Origin of the sequence: Nitratireductor aquibiodomus (assembly GCF_900105565.1) — a bacterium.
GTDB classification, from domain to species: domain Bacteria; phylum Pseudomonadota; class Alphaproteobacteria; order Rhizobiales; family Rhizobiaceae; genus Nitratireductor; species Nitratireductor aquibiodomus.
On sequence record NZ_FNSL01000001.1, the window covers coordinates 2,669,916 to 2,685,000 of the forward strand.

Annotated in this window: 14 protein-coding genes (1 of these 14 running past the window's edge); 12 read left to right on the forward strand and 2 right to left on the reverse strand. The window is 62.7% G+C overall.

What is annotated here, in order from left to right; translation table 11 throughout:
• Positions 1-100 precede the first annotated feature (100 nt).
• The 8 genes from pgi to BLW55_RS12820 all read left to right on the forward strand — a co-directional run bounded on the left by pgi (position 101) and on the right by BLW55_RS12820 (position 10,402).
• Complete coding sequence (pgi, locus tag BLW55_RS12785) at positions 101-1,741, forward strand: glucose-6-phosphate isomerase (RefSeq protein ID WP_090329057.1); 1,641 nt, start codon at positions 101-103, stop codon at positions 1,739-1,741.
• Between the two features lie 214 nt (positions 1,742-1,955).
• Positions 1,956-2,894: an N-acetylmuramic acid 6-phosphate etherase gene (gene murQ, locus BLW55_RS12790; RefSeq protein ID WP_090329991.1), complete on the forward strand. Its 939-nt coding sequence runs from the start codon at positions 1,956-1,958 to the stop codon at positions 2,892-2,894.
• Positions 2,895-2,961: 67 nt separating this feature from the next.
• The gene (locus BLW55_RS12795; protein WP_090329058.1) at positions 2,962-4,485 is read left to right on the forward strand and encodes an ABC transporter substrate-binding protein; all 1,524 of its coding nucleotides are present in this window, start codon (positions 2,962-2,964) and stop codon (positions 4,483-4,485) included.
• Positions 4,486-4,709: 224 nt separating this feature from the next.
• Complete coding sequence (locus BLW55_RS12800) at positions 4,710-5,669, forward strand: ABC transporter permease (RefSeq protein WP_090329059.1); 960 nt, start codon at positions 4,710-4,712, stop codon at positions 5,667-5,669.
• Positions 5,669-6,508 (forward strand): ABC transporter permease, encoded by an 840-nt coding sequence (locus BLW55_RS12805; RefSeq protein WP_007010541.1) that lies wholly within the window; start codon positions 5,669-5,671, stop codon positions 6,506-6,508. The genes BLW55_RS12800 and BLW55_RS12805 overlap by 1 nt, the downstream gene beginning before the upstream one ends.
• Entirely contained in the window at positions 6,505-8,250 is a 1,746-nt protein-coding gene (locus BLW55_RS12810; protein WP_090329060.1) for an ABC transporter ATP-binding protein, read from the forward strand. The genes BLW55_RS12805 and BLW55_RS12810 overlap by 4 nt, the downstream gene beginning before the upstream one ends.
• A gap of 2 nt (positions 8,251-8,252) precedes the next feature.
• Positions 8,253-9,266, forward strand: coding sequence for a serine hydrolase domain-containing protein (locus BLW55_RS12815; protein ID WP_090329061.1), 1,014 nt, complete (start codon positions 8,253-8,255; stop codon positions 9,264-9,266).
• 8 nt (positions 9,267-9,274) lie between these two features.
• On the forward strand, positions 9,275-10,402 hold the full coding sequence (locus BLW55_RS12820) for an anhydro-N-acetylmuramic acid kinase (protein WP_090329062.1): 1,128 nt from the start codon (positions 9,275-9,277) through the stop codon (positions 10,400-10,402).
• On the opposite strand, the gene BLW55_RS12825 is transcribed toward BLW55_RS12820, so the two are convergent.
• Both BLW55_RS12825 and BLW55_RS12830 read right to left on the reverse strand, forming a co-directional pair.
• Entirely contained in the window at positions 10,399-10,836 is a 438-nt protein-coding gene (locus tag BLW55_RS12825) for a GNAT family N-acetyltransferase (protein WP_007010537.1), read from the reverse strand. The genes BLW55_RS12820 and BLW55_RS12825 overlap by 4 nt on opposite strands.
• An 80-nt stretch (positions 10,837-10,916) precedes the next feature.
• Positions 10,917-11,813 carry a dihydrodipicolinate synthase family protein gene (locus tag BLW55_RS12830; RefSeq protein WP_090329992.1) on the reverse strand — a complete coding sequence of 299 codons (897 nt, stop codon included), beginning with the start codon at positions 11,811-11,813 and terminating at the stop codon, positions 10,917-10,919.
• Positions 11,814-12,007: 194 nt separating this feature from the next.
• Between BLW55_RS12830 and BLW55_RS12835 the strand changes: the two genes are divergently transcribed.
• The 4 genes in view from BLW55_RS12835 to BLW55_RS12850 are tightly spaced (at most 56 nt apart) and all read left to right on the forward strand, a layout consistent with a single transcriptional unit that may run on beyond the window.
• Positions 12,008-12,763: an FCD domain-containing protein gene (locus BLW55_RS12835; protein ID WP_244509067.1), complete on the forward strand. Its 756-nt coding sequence runs from the start codon at positions 12,008-12,010 to the stop codon at positions 12,761-12,763.
• Positions 12,764-12,808: 45 nt separating this feature from the next.
• Positions 12,809-13,771 carry a sialic acid TRAP transporter substrate-binding protein SiaP gene (locus BLW55_RS12840; protein ID WP_090329064.1) on the forward strand — a complete coding sequence of 321 codons (963 nt, stop codon included), beginning with the start codon at positions 12,809-12,811 and terminating at the stop codon, positions 13,769-13,771.
• A 56-nt stretch (positions 13,772-13,827) separates the two neighbouring features.
• Positions 13,828-14,307 (forward strand): TRAP transporter small permease, encoded by a 480-nt coding sequence (locus BLW55_RS12845; protein ID WP_090329065.1) that lies wholly within the window; start codon positions 13,828-13,830, stop codon positions 14,305-14,307.
• Positions 14,304-15,085 carry the 5' portion of a TRAP transporter large permease gene (locus BLW55_RS12850; protein ID WP_090329066.1) on the forward strand. 493 nt of this gene lie beyond the right edge of the window, so the window shows 782 of its 1,275 coding nt (coding positions 1-782); the start codon lies at positions 14,304-14,306; the stop codon falls past the right edge of the window. Before BLW55_RS12845 ends, BLW55_RS12850 begins: the two co-directional genes overlap by 4 nt.

Sequence of the window (15,085 nt, forward strand, 5' to 3'; positions counted from 1 at the left end):
TGATTGTTCCAACAAAGAAATTGATGAATGCCAGCAAACCCCTGTTCCGCCTCGTTTTGTTTGCTAAAAGAACGACGTTTCTTTTTGCAGGAGGCTCCCTTTGGACACGGCATTTAAGACTGCACTGGCTGCCCTTCGGGAGCATCGCGCGAAAACGGCCCCCATGGACATGCGCGCGGCCTTCGCTTCAGACCCCGGGCGGTTTGCCCGTTTCTCGCTTTCCCTTGACGACCTGACGCTCGATTTTTCGCGCGCTGCGGTGGACCAGAAGGCTGTCGACCTGCTTTTGAAGCTTTCGGAAGCGGCGGGGCTGGAAGCAGCACGCGACAAGATGTTCTCCGGCAGTCACATCAACACGACGGAAGACCGGGCTGTGCTGCACACCGCTCTGCGGGCGCTCTCGGGCGGTTCCATCGAGAATGACGGCTACGATGTCATGCCTGGCGTGCGTGAGGTGCTGGAGGCGATGGATGCTTTCGCCGATGGCGTGCGTCGTGGCACGATTCGCGGCGCGACCGGCAAGGCCTTCACCGATGTGGTGAACATCGGCATTGGCGGTTCCGATCTCGGACCGGTCATGGTTACACGGGCGCTCTCGCCCTATCGTGACGGGCCGCGCCTTCATTATGTTTCCAATGTGGATGGCGCGCATATTGCCGATACGCTGGCCGGGCTCGACCCCGAGACGACGCTCTTCATCATCGCCTCGAAGACCTTTACGACCATCGAGACGATGACCAATGCGCGCACAGCGCAGAAATGGATCGCGGCGAAGCTTGGCCAGTCCGCGACGGGCGACCATTTTGCAGCCGTTTCCACAGCGCTCGACAAGGTCGCGGAATTCGGCATCGACGAGAAACGCGTGTTCGGTTTCTGGGACTGGGTCGGCGGGCGCTATTCGCTCTGGTCGGCGATTGGCCTGCCGATCATGATCGCCATCGGTGCTGACGATTTCCGCCGGCTGCTCGCGGGCGCGGAGGCCATGGACCGGCACTTCAAATCTGCGCCGCTGAGAGAGAATTTGCCGGTGATGCTCGGCCTGATTGGCTATTGGCATCGCGTCGTGTGCGACTATCCGGCCCGGGCCATCATTCCCTACGATCAGAGGCTGGAGCGGTTGCCCGCCTATCTGCAGCAGCTCGACATGGAATCGAACGGCAAGGGCGCGCAGCTTGACGGTTCTCCGGCAATCACCCCCACGGGTCCGCTGGTATGGGGCGAGCCGGGCACGAACGGGCAACACGCCTTCTTCCAGCTTCTGCATCAGGGCACCGACATCATCCCCGTCGAGTTCATGCTGGCGGCGGAAGGGCATGAGCCGGGGCTCGGGCATCATCACGATCTGCTTGTCGCCAATTGTCTGGCGCAGGCGGAAGCGCTGATGAAAGGGCGCACGCTTGCGGAAGCAGAGGCCCAGCTTCTGGAGAAGGGCGTGCCCGAAGCAGAGGCAAAGCGCCTGGCGCCGCATCGCGTGTTCACCGGCAACCGGCCCTCGCTCACCATTCTTTATCGCAGGCTCGACCCGTTCGCGCTGGGCCGGCTGATCGCGCTCTACGAGCATCGTGTTTTCGTGGAAGCACAGCTTTTCGGCATCAATGCCTTCGATCAATGGGGCGTGGAGTTGGGCAAAGAGCTGGCGACCGAGCTTCTGCCCGTGGTGGAAGGCAAGGCCAGTGCGGACAGTCGTGATGCAGCAACCGGCGGCATCGTGAAGCGCATCATGGAGCTTCGCGGACGCTAAGGCGCAGGTCGCCGCTTCTCTCGTCACACTCCGGAAGGCCGGCAGATCACCGGGCGGGCAGGCCCCGCCCCGGCTACTGCTACGGGCGAGAAGGAATATATTATTCTCAATCGTAATTGACTCTTGGAATTATCAATTTTAACACTCTGGTAAGGTGTTGAGCCGGCGAAGCGCGGGTTTTGCCAGCACCAGGCAGATGATTTCGGGAGAGTTCATGAACGCGCAGACGCTGATGTCGGAGCTTGAAAAGCTTGTGTCGGAGGGTCGCAACCCGGACACGATGCAGATCGATCTGCAGCCGACAACCGAAATTCTGAAACTCATCAACGCCGCCGACAGGGATGTGCCGCTGGCCGTCGAAAAGGTGATCCCGCAGATCGCCGAGGCGGTCGACCGCATTGTCGAGGCGTTTCAGAATGGCGGAAGGCTCATCTATATGGGCGCGGGCACGAGCGGACGGCTCGGCGTGCTCGACGCTTCGGAATGTCCGCCCACCTTCAGCGTTCCAGAAGATATGGTCACCGGTGTCATTGCCGGCGGCGACCACGCGCTGCGGCATGCCGTGGAAGGGGCCGAGGATGACCCGGCACAGGGCCGGCAGGCGCTGGAAGAGCGCGGTCTGACGGCGAAGGATGTCGTGGTTGGCATCGCTGTGAGCGGCCGCACGCCCTATGTGATCGGCGGGCTGACTTACGCCAAAGAGATTGGCGCAACCACCGTCTCGCTTTCATGCAACCCGGATTCGGCCATCGGTGCAATTGCCGACATCGCCATCGCGCCCGTGGTGGGACCGGAAATCCTGACGGGCTCGACGCGGATGAAATCGGGCACGGCACAGAAGCTCATCCTCAACATGCTCTCCACGGCGAGCATGATCCGCATGGGCAAGATCTATCAGAACCTGATGGTGGACGTTAACATCAGCAACCAGAAGCTCATGGCTCGCGCCTCGCGCATCGTCATGGAAGCGACGGGGTGTTCTGCCGATGAGGCCGAGACGCTGCTTAAACGGAGCGGCCACGACGTAAAGCTCGCCATCTTCATCGCGCTGACGGATATGGATGTAGCGGAAGCGCGCGCCGCCCTTGCAAGGGCTGGCGGGTTTCTGCGCAAGGCAATAAACGAAAGGCAGCAGCAAGCTGCAAACAGGTGAAGCAGCCATTCATGCGACCGTTCATTGGGCGGTTGCAGGCATCAAACGCTCTCGGAGGGAGAAGATCATGGGACAGTCTTTGATGAAGAAGTTCGCCACTTCGGTGGCATTCGCAGCCGCGCTCGGCGCGGCCACTGCGGTGGTACCGGCATCGGCAGAAACGCTGCGCATGGCATGGTCGCAGGATGCGACCGGCCTGGACCCGCACAAGCAGACGGCGTTTTCCTCGCTGCGCCTTCTGGAGCTGGTTTATGAGCCGCTGGTGCGTCTCAATGCCGATCTGGAGATCATTCCGGCCATTGCCGAATCCTGGGAGTTCTCCGAGGATGGCAAGACGCTGACTTTCAAGCTCGATGCTGACGCAAAATTCCAGAACGGCGAAAAGGTGACGCCAGCGGATGTGAAGGCATCATTCGAGCGCGTTCTGGATGAGGCCACGGGTGCAGCCGCACGCGCCAACTTCACCTCCATCGAGAGCATCGACACGCCGGATGAGACCACCGTTGTCTTCAACCTGTCGCAGCCGGACGTTCCGATGTTGACGGCGATGACGAGCATCAACGCGGCAGTCGTTCCGGCGAGCGAAATCGAGGCCGGCACGATCGGCACGAAGGCGATCGGCTCGGGCCCGTTTAAGCTGGATAGCTGGGAGCCGAACCAGAAAGAGGTTCTGAGCGCCAATCCGGACTGGGCCGGCGGCGAGGTGAAGGTCGACGGCATCAACATTTCCGTTCTGCCGGACGAGACCGCCATTCTGGCGGCGCTGCGCACCAAGCAAGTGGATTTCGCGCTCATCAACGATCCGCTCGTGGCCACGCTGGTGCCGAACGAGGCAAGCCTTGAACTGAGCCGCACGCCGGTTCTGGCCTATCATGTCCTGCAATTGAACCCGTCGCGCGAGCCGATGACGGAGCAGGCCGTGCGTCAGGCGATTTCCTGCGCCATCGACCGTCAGGACGTGCTCGACACCGCGCTTCTGGGCGAGGGGGCGGTGACAGGCCCGCTGACCATGCCGGCCTACCGTTCGGATCCGGGCGCGCTGTTCTGCTATGAGCGCGACGTGGAAAAGGCCAAACAGCTCATGGCCGAGGCCGGCTATGAAGATGGCTTCTCCGCAACGGTGATCGCCGCCACGGGCGAGCCGCCCACAGCGGCAGCCGAAGCACAGGTGATCCAGTCGCAGCTCGCCGAGATAGGCATCAAGCTCGACATCAAGATGATGGAGCTCAACGTTTATGTGGACACCTGGCTGAAGGGCGATTTCGACATGGCGGTGGCGCTGAACGGCGGCCGCGCCGATCCCTATTCCATGTACAACCGCTACTGGACCAAGGACGGCAATCTCCAGCATGTCGCCAATTATATCGACGACACGCTCGACAGCCTGATGCAGGAAGGCCGCGTGGAGACCGACTTCGACAAGCGCAAGGAGATATTCTCGAAATTTGAGACGCATCTTGCCGAGGTTTCGCCGTGGATCTGGCTCTACACGGGCTACACCTACACCGCGCAGCAGAAGAACGTGAAAGGCTTCGTTCCTTCCCCGACCGGCACGCTGTTCGGCCTGACCGAGGTGAGTGTGGGCGAGTGATTGTGATGGGGCCGCACGTTCACGTGTGGCCCCGTTTGCTCCCAGCGCCCTCGTGGTTCGTGGTTCGTGGTTCGACAAGCTCACCATGAGGGGTGTCGGCGCTAGCCCTCATGGTGAGCCTCCTGAGCTTGTCGAGGGGCGAACCACGGGGGCGGCATGAAGGGCGCGACCCTCAACAACCACACAAGAAAATTGCATCTGGAAGGACACGGAGTGAAAGCTTCATGAATTACCTGGCCCGAAGGCTGATGACTTTTCCATTGGTCATGCTCGGGGTGTCCATCCTCGTCTTCGTCTCGATCCGGCTAGTGCCGGGCGACGCCATCACCGCCATGCTGGGAACAGAGGCCGGGCTCCTGACGCCCGACCAGCGCGCAGCGCTCGAAGCCTACTTCGGCATCGATCAGGGCTGGTTCACCCAGTACTGGCGCTGGCTTGCGGGTGCGGTTCAGGGTGATCTCGGCGTGTCCGTGACCTTCGGCAAGCCGGTGCTCGACGTGATCCTCGAACGCTTTCCGCTGACGCTGGAACTGGCGCTTCTCTCCATGGTCATCGCGCTCGCCATAGGTCTTCCGGCGGGCATATTTGCCGCCACGCGCAATGAAAAGCCTTCCGATCTCGCCGTGCGCATCTTCGCGATGATCGGCCAGTCGACGCCGAATTTCGTGTTCGCGCTTCTGGCGATCTATGTGTTGTCGGTAGGCTTCGGGGTGCTGCCGGCCATGGGCGAGTTCACGCCCTTCCTCGAAAATCCGCTGCGCAATCTGGGGCAGATGATCCTGCCGGCGCTAACGCTGGGCTTTGCCTTCGCCGCTGCCGTGACGCGCATTTCGCGCTCGGCCATGCTCGACATTCTGAGCGACGATTACATCCGCACCGCGCGCGCCAAGGGTGTGCCGGCGCGCAAGGTGATCTGGCGACACGCGCTGCCCAACGCGCTGATCCCGGTGGTGACGCTGAGCGGCGTCGAGTTCGGCTATCTCCTGGGCGGCGCTGTGATCGTGGAGCAGATTTTTGCGCTGCCGGGCCTCGGGCGCATGGTGCTCGACGCCATTTTGCAGCGTGACTACGCGCTGGTGCAGGGCTCGGTCCTGTTCATCGCGCTCAACTTCATGATCGTGAATCTTCTCGTCGATCTCGCCTATGCGATGCTCGACCCGCGCATTCGGCTGGGGGCCAAGTGATGCAGTTGCTGCGCGCCATTTTCAGCCATTCGAGCGGCCGCATCGGCGGCGCCATCGTTGGCCTTTACATCATCATCGCCATTCTCGGGCTTCTCGGCATCACGCCGCATGACCCGCTGATGCAGTTCCGCGTCGACCGCCTGCATGCGCCCGACGCGACCTACTGGATGGGCACGGATCTGTTTGGCCGCGATGTGGCGAGCCGGTTGATGCTGGGCATCAGCCAGTCCTTCATCGTCGCTTTCGCCTCGGTGGCGCTGGCCGCCGTGGCGGGCATCGTGCTTGGTCTTGCGGCCGCATGGTTCGGCGGCTGGTGGGATGGCACGATCATGCGTTTCATGGATGTGCTTCTGGCTTTCCCGGCGATCCTTCTGGCACTGCTCATCATCGCAATCGTGGGGCCGGGCACCTGGACCAGCGTGATGGCCATCGCCATCGTTTACACACCGATCTTCACCCGCGTGGTTCGCGGGCCGGCGCTCTCTCTGAAGACGCGCGACTTCGTGGACGCCGCGCGCACTTTCGGTTCGAGCCGCAATTACATTCTGACGCGCCATCTGATGCTGAACCTCGTCGCGCCGCTGACGGTGCAGGTGACGCTGGCGCTCGCATGGGGCCTTCTGACGGAGGCGGGGCTGAGCTTTCTCGGTCTCGGCACGCAGCCGCCGGCCTCGTCGCTCGGCCTGATGCTCGCCGACAGCCGCAATCTGATGGAGATGGCGCCCTGGCTTCTCATCTTCCCGGGCATTGCGATCATGATCGGCATTCTCGGCTTCAACCTTCTGGGGGATGCGCTGCGCGACATTCTCGATCCCAAGACGCGGAGGTCGGCCGCATGACATCGCTTCTGTCCGTTTCAAACCTGCGCGTCGGTTTTGGCCGCAAGCCTGAAGACAATGAAATCGTCCATGGCGTGAGCTTCGATCTCGCAGCCGGCGAGACGCTGGCCATAGTCGGCGAAAGCGGCTCGGGCAAATCCGTCACCGCGCTTTCGATCAACCGGCTGGTGGATTTCGGCGGTGGGCGCATTCTCGATGGCTCCATCCAATTCACACGGCAGGACGGCAGCATGCTCGATCTGGCAGCAGCCGGCGAGCAGGAGCTGACGAAGATCCGCGGCGGCGAGATCGGCATGATTTTTCAGGAGCCGATGACCTCCCTCAATCCGGTTCTGACCATTGGCGAGCAGATCGAGGAATCGTTCCGCCTTCATCGTGGCCTGACCGGGAAGCAGGCGCGGGAAGCGGCGAAGGATGCGCTCGACCGCGTGCGCATTCCCGATGCGGCGCGCCGCCTGAAATATTGTCCGCACCAGCTTTCCGGCGGCATGCTTCAGCGTGTGATGATTGCCACTGCCCTTTCGTGCAATCCGCGTCTTCTGATCGCGGATGAGCCCACCACGGCGCTCGACGTGACGGTGCAGGCGCAAATCATGGCGCTTCTCGCCGAGCTGAAGCGCGAGACCGGCATGGGCATGATCTTCATCACCCATGACATCGGCCTGGTGGCCGGCATCGCCGACAAGGTGATGGTGATGCAGAACGGCGAGGCGGTGGAGCAGGGGCCGCTCGACGCGGTGCTCGATGCGCCGCAGCATCCCTATACGAAGCATCTTCTGAGCGCCGTGCCGCATTTCGAGGCCGGGCGTGCCACGCGCACCGACTATCGCCGGGCCGACGAGCCCAGCGCTGCGCCGGCGCTTGAAGTGGAGGGGCTGACGGTTCGCTTTCCGGTGACCGGCGGCCTCCTGCGCCGGCAGACCGGTGCGGTGCATGCGGTGGACGGGGTCGATTTCGACCTGATGCCGGGCGAGACGCTGGGCATTGTGGGCGAAAGCGGCTCGGGCAAATCGACCACGGCACGCGCCATTCTGGGGCTGGTCGAGCCGACGCGCGGCACGTTTTCCGCGAACACGAACGGCGCGGCGCGGCAGAGCGGCAAGCCGGTGCAGATGGTGTTCCAGAACCCCTATGCCTCGCTCAATCCGCGGCTTCGGATGGACAGCATTCTGGCCGAGCCGGTGATTGCCGCCGGCGGCGGGCTGGACGGTGAAACGCAGGCGCGCATGCGCATGCTGCTCGACCGGGTGGGCCTGCCGGAGAATGCGCTGGAGCGCTATCCGCACGAGTTTTCCGGTGGCCAGCGGCAGCGCCTGTGCATCGCCCGCGCGCTGATGCTGAACCCGTCCGTCGTGGTGCTGGACGAGGCCGTCTCGGCGCTCGACGTTTCGGTGCAGGCCAAGGTCCTGGAACTTCTGGTGGACCTGCAGCGCGAGTTCGGCCTTGCCTATCTCTTCGTCTCGCACGACATGGCCGTGGTGGAGCGCATCGCGCACCGCATCGCGGTGGTCTATGCGGGGCAGATCGTCGAGATCGGCGATGCGGCGTCGGTCCTTTCCGACCCGAAACACGCCTATACGAAACGGCTGATCTCGGCGGTGCCGAGCGTCGACCGGCGCAAGGAGACCTTTGAGGTGGACACGCGGCAGGTGCCGTCGCTGGTGCGGCCACTGGGCTTCGAGCCGGAGCCGGCCAACTGGCAGAGTTTTGGTCCCGACCACATGGCGCGGGCGGAGGCATGAGCATGACGGACACGCCTGCCTTTGCGCCGCGCTTCGAGTCCGCCTTTGCCCTGCTGAACGCCTCGGTGGAGGCTGGGCGCATTCCCGGCGGGGTGCTCGGCGTGATCGACCGGGATGGCGGGCGCATGGTGCGCGCCACCGGTTATGCGCAGCGGGTGCCGCATGAGCGTGAAATGCGCACCGACACCTGGTTCGACCTCGCGTCGCTGACCAAGGTGATCTTCACCACCACGCGCATTCTGGAACTGGCGAAAGAGGGCGTGATCGATCTCGATGCGCCGCTCACCACGCTTCTGCCGGATCTGCGCCAGTATGATCCGGGCGCATGGGAACGGCAGGTGACGTTTCGCCAGTGCCTCGGCCACCAGACGCCGTTTCCGGCGGTGGAGCCGATTTACACCTATGGCCGTGATGCGGACCTTTTGCGCGCCTTCATTCTCCAGCGGCGCTGGGAAAAAGGTCCGCCTGTTTATTCCGACATCAATTTCATTCTGCTCGGTTTCGCGCTGGAGCGGCTTGAAGGCAAAAGGCTGCGGACATTCGATCCGGGGCCGGGCTTCGCCTTTGCCGCCGATCCGGAAAAGACGGCGGCGACCGAGGATTGCACATGGCGGCACCGGGTGCTTTGCGGCGAGGTGCATGACGACAATTGTTCAGCGCTTGAGGGTGCGGGACATGCCGGGCTGTTCGGCACGGCCGATTCGGTGCTCGATTTCGCGGCAGGGCTCTTTGCGGGCGATGCGAAGGGGGATGAGACGGTGGCGCTGATGCGCACGCCGCTTTCCGAAAAGCGCACCCATGGCTGGGAACGGCCATATGAAAACTGGCCCGGCGGGGCGCTGGCCACCGCCGGCACCATCGGCCATACGGGTTTCACGGGAACAGGGCTGTGGGTCGATTTCGACAATGGCCTTGCGTGGACTCTTCTCACCAATCGCATACATCCGACCCGGCATTTCGACAGCGGCATCGCCGAGTTGCGACAGGCGGTCGGCGATTGCATGAACGCAGGATAGGAGCGCACATGGCTGAGGGATTCGAACCGATATGGGCCGTTGGCCTGATGACCGGCACCGTGCTCGATGGAAACATCGACGTGGCACTTCTGAAAACGGATGGCGAGCGCATCGATGCGTTCGGCGCCTACACGCTGGCACCCTATCCGCAATCGACGCGCGACCTTCTGGAAGAAACGCTGCAACAGGCGCGGGCCTGGAATTTCGAGGGCGATGAACCGGCGATCTTCGTCGAGGCCGAAGAGGTTCTGACGCGTGCGCAATCGGAAGCCGTGCGTGCGCTGGTGGAAAGCCATGGTCTGACCATGGCCGATATCGGCGCGGTCGGTTTCCACGGGCAGACGGTTCTGCACCGTGCGCCGCAGGAAGGGCGTCTCGGCGAGACGCGGCAGCTCGGCGATGGCGCGCTGATGCATTCCATTCTGGGCTGTCCGGTGGTCTATGATTTCCGCTCGGCGGACATGCACGCCGGCGGGCAGGGCGCGCCGCTTTCGGCAGCCTATCACGCGGCTCTTTTGCGCGATGTGGATACGAGCGGCGAGACGGCGGTGCTCAATCTGGGCGGCGTGGCCAATGTGACCTGGTGGGACGGCGCGGACCGGATGATCGCTTTCGACACAGGCCCGGCCAATGCGCCGATCAACGATTTCGTCAAGGCGCATGGGCTTGGCGACATGGACCGCGACGGCGCGCTTGCCGCTTCCGGCACGGTGGATGAGGCGCGGCTGGCGGAGCTTTTGAAGCATCCCTATCTCACCGCGCCCTATCCGAAATCGCTCGACCGGTTCGACTTCGGCGCGTCCATGGCCGATGGTCTCGACGCCAGCACGGGCGCTGCGACGCTGACGGCCTTCACTGCATCGGCGGTCGGCAAGGCGCTCGATCTTCTTCCGCTTCGGCCCAAGCGGCTTCTTGTGTGCGGCGGTGGCCGGCACAACCAGACCATCATGAAGATGCTGGGCGAACGCGCCGGGGTGGACGCAGCCCCCGCCGAAACGGTTGGCTGGCGTGGTGACGCCATCGAGGCCGAGTGCTTCGCTTTTCTGGCGGTGCGCGTGCTGCGCGATCTGCCGATCAGCTTCCCCACGACAACGGGTGCGCCCGAGCCGCTGCGCGGCGGAAAGATCGCCCGTTAATCGCTGGCCGCTGGGCCAAGCCGTTTCTGCAGAAAGATGCGGCTGCGGCCTTTCGGAAAGTCATCCATCCGGCCGAACTCTTTATAGCCCTGGCGCGTATAGGCCTTTTCCGCGCCGGGATTGAACGTGTCGATGTAGGCTCCGTGGCAGCCGCGTCGCTCTGCCTCTTCTTCCGCCGCAGTCAGCATGCGCCCGGCCATGCCCTGCCCGCGCAGACTTTCATCCACCCACAGTTTCTGAACGTAAAGCCAGCCCCATGCGGTGTAGCCGGAGATGCCGGCGACCACCGCACCGCGTTCATCGCGCACGAGGATGGCAAGTGTGGCCTTTTCCGAAGGGCCGACATCGGCGTCGTTGAATGTGGCAAGTTCGGTTTCCACCCGTGCGAGCGCCGCCTCATCCGGTGTATCGGTGATTTCGATTGTCACGATCATGATACTCCCGCCTCTCCGAAAACAGTGCCGATTGTTCTAGCCGACAGACCGGAATCAGCAAGGCGCGGAGAGAGCGAAAATCACCCCACCCAGGCGGCGATTTCCGGATCTGCCAGAATGGCACTCATGCGCGCATCGCAATCGTCAACCAGCGGGGCCAGTGGAAGGCGCGTCGGCCCGCAGTCGACCCCGCGTTGGCGGAGTGCTGCCTTCATGCCCGGCAGCACGCCGGTTTCCATCAGGGTTTCCACGAAGCGCTGCGAGATCGTCTGCAGTTCCTGGGCGCGCTCCAGCGAACCGTTCTTCACCGCCTCGTTGAGCGCGGCGTAAAGCTTGCCGAGCAGATTGTAGGTGGTGCCGATGCCGCCATGCGCGCCCATGACCGCGCCTGAGAGATAGACTTCGTCGAAACCGAAAAAGAATGTCTTTTCGGGAAACCGCCGCCGCAGCGTGGCAAACTTGAAGAGGTCCATAGACGTAAACTTGATACCGCCGACACCGGGCAGTGCGAGAATGCGGCCCAGTAGGTCTAGGCTGAAAGGACGCCCCGTGCGGACCGGAACCTCATAGACAATGAGCGGCAGGTCGGTGGCGGCTGACAGCGCTTCGTAATAGGCGAAAATCTCGCGATCCGAAAAAGGGTAGGCGTGGGGCGGCAGGGCCGAAAGGCCATGATAGCCAAGCTTCTGCGCATTCTGTGCGAGCCGGACCGAATCCCGCAGATTGGGAACGCCCACATGGGCGATCAGCGTTGCGGCGGAGCCTTGCGCATCTTCGGCGACGATCGCCTGCTGCGCCAGAAGTTCATCAACGCCCAGAAGACCCGATTCGCCGCTGCTGCCGCCCACATATAGCCCGTCGAGCCCCTGCCCCAGCACATAGGCATCGATCGCCTTCTGGCGTCCGGGATCGAAATCGCCCGTATCGCTGAGGCCGGTGAGGAGGGCGGCATACATGCCCGCCAACGAATTGGTCATGCGGCTGTTCCTTGCATTCTGGAAGCGGCGTTCTTGTCCTGTCTGCCGTGGAATCGTCCCTTTGGCAGGCTGCATCAGCATAGAAGGGGATTTTTGTTTGACAAGAATTATGTTTGGTAATACCAAAAAATGAGTTTGGACAAGCAGGCCTGCCGTTCAGTGAGGGAGGCAGGGCTATATGGGAGTTGAGAAACGTGTCCGCTGCCCAACCGGAAGACATGGTCGAAACGCGGCGCGTCTCCGACGAGATCGCCGAAGCGTTGATCGAGGAAGCGCGCGAGGGCCTTCTGGAAACCGGGACGTTTTTGCCGACCGAACGGGAGCTCTGTGAGCGCTTCTCCGCTTCGCGCCCCACGGTGCGTGCAGCACTGCAGCAGATGCAGGTGCGCGGTTATGCTGAGGCAGGTGCGGGCCGTCGTCCACGTGTGGCGCGCCCTTCCCTGCAAACCGTGCTGCAACTGGCCGGCGATCACATCCGCGACATTTTTGGCGATGCGGAAAGCGGCGCACATCTGGAGCAGATGCGCCAGTTCATCGAGGCCGGTGCAGCCCGCGAAGCCACCAAACGCGCCGACAATGTGCAGATCGCAAAGCTGCGGGCGGCGCTAGAGGAGAATTTCGAGGCAATCGGCACGAGCGATTTCGCCCGAACGGACAGCGCTTTTCACCGTGTCCTGGTCTCGGTGGTGGGTAATCCGGTGATTCTCAGCCTGCACGACATGTTCGTCAGCGCCATGCTTGCGCAGCGGCCGCCGACGGATGACCCGGCCAAGCACGACACGGTCGCCTATGAGGAGCATCGGGCGATCTATCAGGCCATCATCGATGGCGACATGATCACCGCGACGGATGTCATGGACCGACACCTGGCGCGCTCCTATCGCGCGCGGCTGAAAAGCCCGCGGAAGGTCTCCGACTACTTCCAGAAAGAAGAAGACAAAACTGACTGACTTGGCAGGCCGGGAAGCCTGTTCAACATTCCAAGGGAGGATTGCATGAAACTGATTTCGAAACTGATGCTCGGCGCGGCAGCGCTCGCCCTCAGCTCCGCTGCACTGCCGGCGAAAGAACTGACCTTCGGCATGCAGGACAACGAGGTGTCGAATGTCTACCGCGGCGCGCAGGCGTTTCAGGAAAAACTTGCCGAGATTTCGGGCGGCGAAATGACGGTGAAAATCTTCCCGTCTTCGCAGCTGGGCGACTTCAAGGCCATGGTGGCGCAGGTGCAGGCCGGCGAGCTCGACATGGTCATGACCGGCTATCCGGACATGAGCTATGTGATCCCCGAGCTGAAGCTGATCGGCGCGCCTTATGTCGTGCGCGATTTCGATCATCTGCAAAAGATCGTCGCCGGGCCGTGGGGCCAGAAGATGGACGAGAAGTTTGAAGCTCAGGGCATCGAGCTGCTCGACACCTGGTACTACGGCACACGTCAGACCACCTCGAACAAGGCGATCGAATCCATGGACGACATGAAGGGCCTGCGCATGCGCACGCCGAACGTGCCGTTCCTCATCGCCTATGCCGAGAATGTGGGCGCGACGCCGGCGCCGGTGGCGTTTCAGGAGGTCTATCTCGCACTTCAGACCAATCAGGTGGATGCCGAAGAAAACCCGCTTCCGACCATCGAGGCGATGAAGTTCTACGAGGTGCAGAGCCACATCGCGCTCACCAATCACTTTGTGGCGTCTTCGGCGGTGCAGATCTCCAAATCGGTCTGGGATGGCCTGTCCGATCAGGAGAAGGAATGGGTGCAGACGGCTGTCGAAGCCGGTGGCGACGTCTCCGACGAACTGACCTTCAAGGCCGAAAAGGAGTTGCTGGAAACCTTCAAGGAGCGCGGCCTGACCATTACCGAGCCGGATCTCGAACCATTCCGCGCCGCCATGAAGCCCTATTATGACGAGCTCGAAGCCGAGTTCGGCGAAGGGTCGATTGCCGAAGTGATCGGCGACTGAAACATGGGGCGGGGCGCCAGCCCCGCCACCCTTCCCTCGATAGCTGGGGTCATCGCATGTCGTTTCTGCGCAGATACAGCCTCGAAGGCTGTGTCGCTTCCATTCTCTTCATTGTTCTGTTTGGCGTGCTCCTGATCCAGATCTTTGGCCGCACACCGCTTTTCACCGGGCCGGTCTGGACGGAGGAGGCGGCGCGCTGGCTCTGGGTGTGGATGGCCTTCATCGGTATCGCCGAGGTGGAGCGCCAGAACGGCCAGCTGCGCATGGGCTTTATCGCGGACGCCCTGCCGCTCTCCTGGCGCCGCCTGCTCTTTATCCTGATTGACGTGGTCTATCTGGCGATCGTCGCCCACCTCGTCTGGATCTCCTACAAGACCGTTTTGCGCACCTGGAACAATGAGGCGGTGACACTGCCCATGAGCGATGCGGTTCTCTACGCGTCGGGGCTGGTGGCCTCGGTCCTCATTCTGCATCGCATTGCGCGGCGGCTTGCCATGCTGGTGCGCGGCGGGGATGCCGGGGAGGTTCACCAATGATCCTTGCAACGATCGGTGCTGCCTGGCTCGTCATGGTGCTGGTGGGCGTGCCCATCGGCGTGGCCATGATCTTCGTCTCGATGGGCTATTTCTATTATTCGGGCATGGGCATTTCCTTTGCCATGCAGCGTATGGTGGATGGGCTGAACAGCTTTCCGCTGCTGGCGGTTCCGCTCTTCATCCTGGCGGCGGCCATCCTCAACTCGGCCGGCATCACCCGTCACCTCTTCGGTTTTGCGCGCGCGCTGGTGGGGCACATCACGGGCGGGCTCGGCCATGTGAACGTGCTCGCCTCACTCTTCTTCTCCGGGATGTCCGGCTCGGCGCTTGCCGATGCGGGCGGGCTCGGCAAGATGGAAATCGAATCCATGCGCGAGGCCGGCTATGACGACGATTTCTCTGGCGCCGTCACTGCCGCCTCGTCGATGATCGGCCCGCTGGTGCCGCCTTCCATCACCATGGTGCTCTATGGCGTGGTGTCGAACACCTCCATCGGGCGGCTGTTTCTGGGCGGCATCGTGCCGGGTGTCCTCTGCGCGGCCTCGCTGATGGTGATGGTCTATGTGCTGGCCAGGCAGCGCAACTATCCGCGTGACGCATGGCACGGTGTGGGCAATGTCGGCGTGCTGTTCGTGAAGTCGTTCCCGGCGCTCGCCACGCCCTTCGTCATCGTTGGCGGCATTTTCAGCGGCCTCTTCTCGCCCACAGAAGCGGCGGCGGTGACCGTGCTCTATGCCATCCTGATCGATCTCGCCTTCTATCGCGAGCTGACGCTGAA

Bases quoted from the DNA above. Each gene is read 5' to 3' on its own strand.
- murQ (WP_090329991.1), top strand. From the start codon at position 1,956: ATGAACGCGCAGACGCTGATGTCGGAGCTTGAAAAGCTTGTGTCGGAG.
- BLW55_RS12795 (WP_090329058.1), top strand. From the start codon at position 2,962: ATGGGACAGTCTTTGATGAAGAAGTTCGCCACTTCGGTGGCATTCGCA.
- BLW55_RS12800 (WP_090329059.1), top strand. From the start codon at position 4,710: ATGAATTACCTGGCCCGAAGGCTGATGACTTTTCCATTGGTCATGCTC.
- BLW55_RS12805 (WP_007010541.1), top strand. From the start codon at position 5,669: ATGCAGTTGCTGCGCGCCATTTTCAGCCATTCGAGCGGCCGCATCGGC.
- BLW55_RS12810 (WP_090329060.1), top strand. From the start codon at position 6,505: ATGACATCGCTTCTGTCCGTTTCAAACCTGCGCGTCGGTTTTGGCCGC.
- BLW55_RS12815 (WP_090329061.1), top strand. From the start codon at position 8,253: ATGACGGACACGCCTGCCTTTGCGCCGCGCTTCGAGTCCGCCTTTGCC.
- BLW55_RS12820 (WP_090329062.1), top strand. From the start codon at position 9,275: ATGGCTGAGGGATTCGAACCGATATGGGCCGTTGGCCTGATGACCGGC.
- BLW55_RS12825 (WP_007010537.1), bottom strand. From the start codon at position 10,836: ATGATCGTGACAATCGAAATCACCGATACACCGGATGAGGCGGCGCTC.
- BLW55_RS12830 (WP_090329992.1), bottom strand. From the start codon at position 11,813: ATGACCAATTCGTTGGCGGGCATGTATGCCGCCCTCCTCACCGGCCTC.
- BLW55_RS12840 (WP_090329064.1), top strand. From the start codon at position 12,809: ATGAAACTGATTTCGAAACTGATGCTCGGCGCGGCAGCGCTCGCCCTC.
- BLW55_RS12845 (WP_090329065.1), top strand. From the start codon at position 13,828: ATGTCGTTTCTGCGCAGATACAGCCTCGAAGGCTGTGTCGCTTCCATT.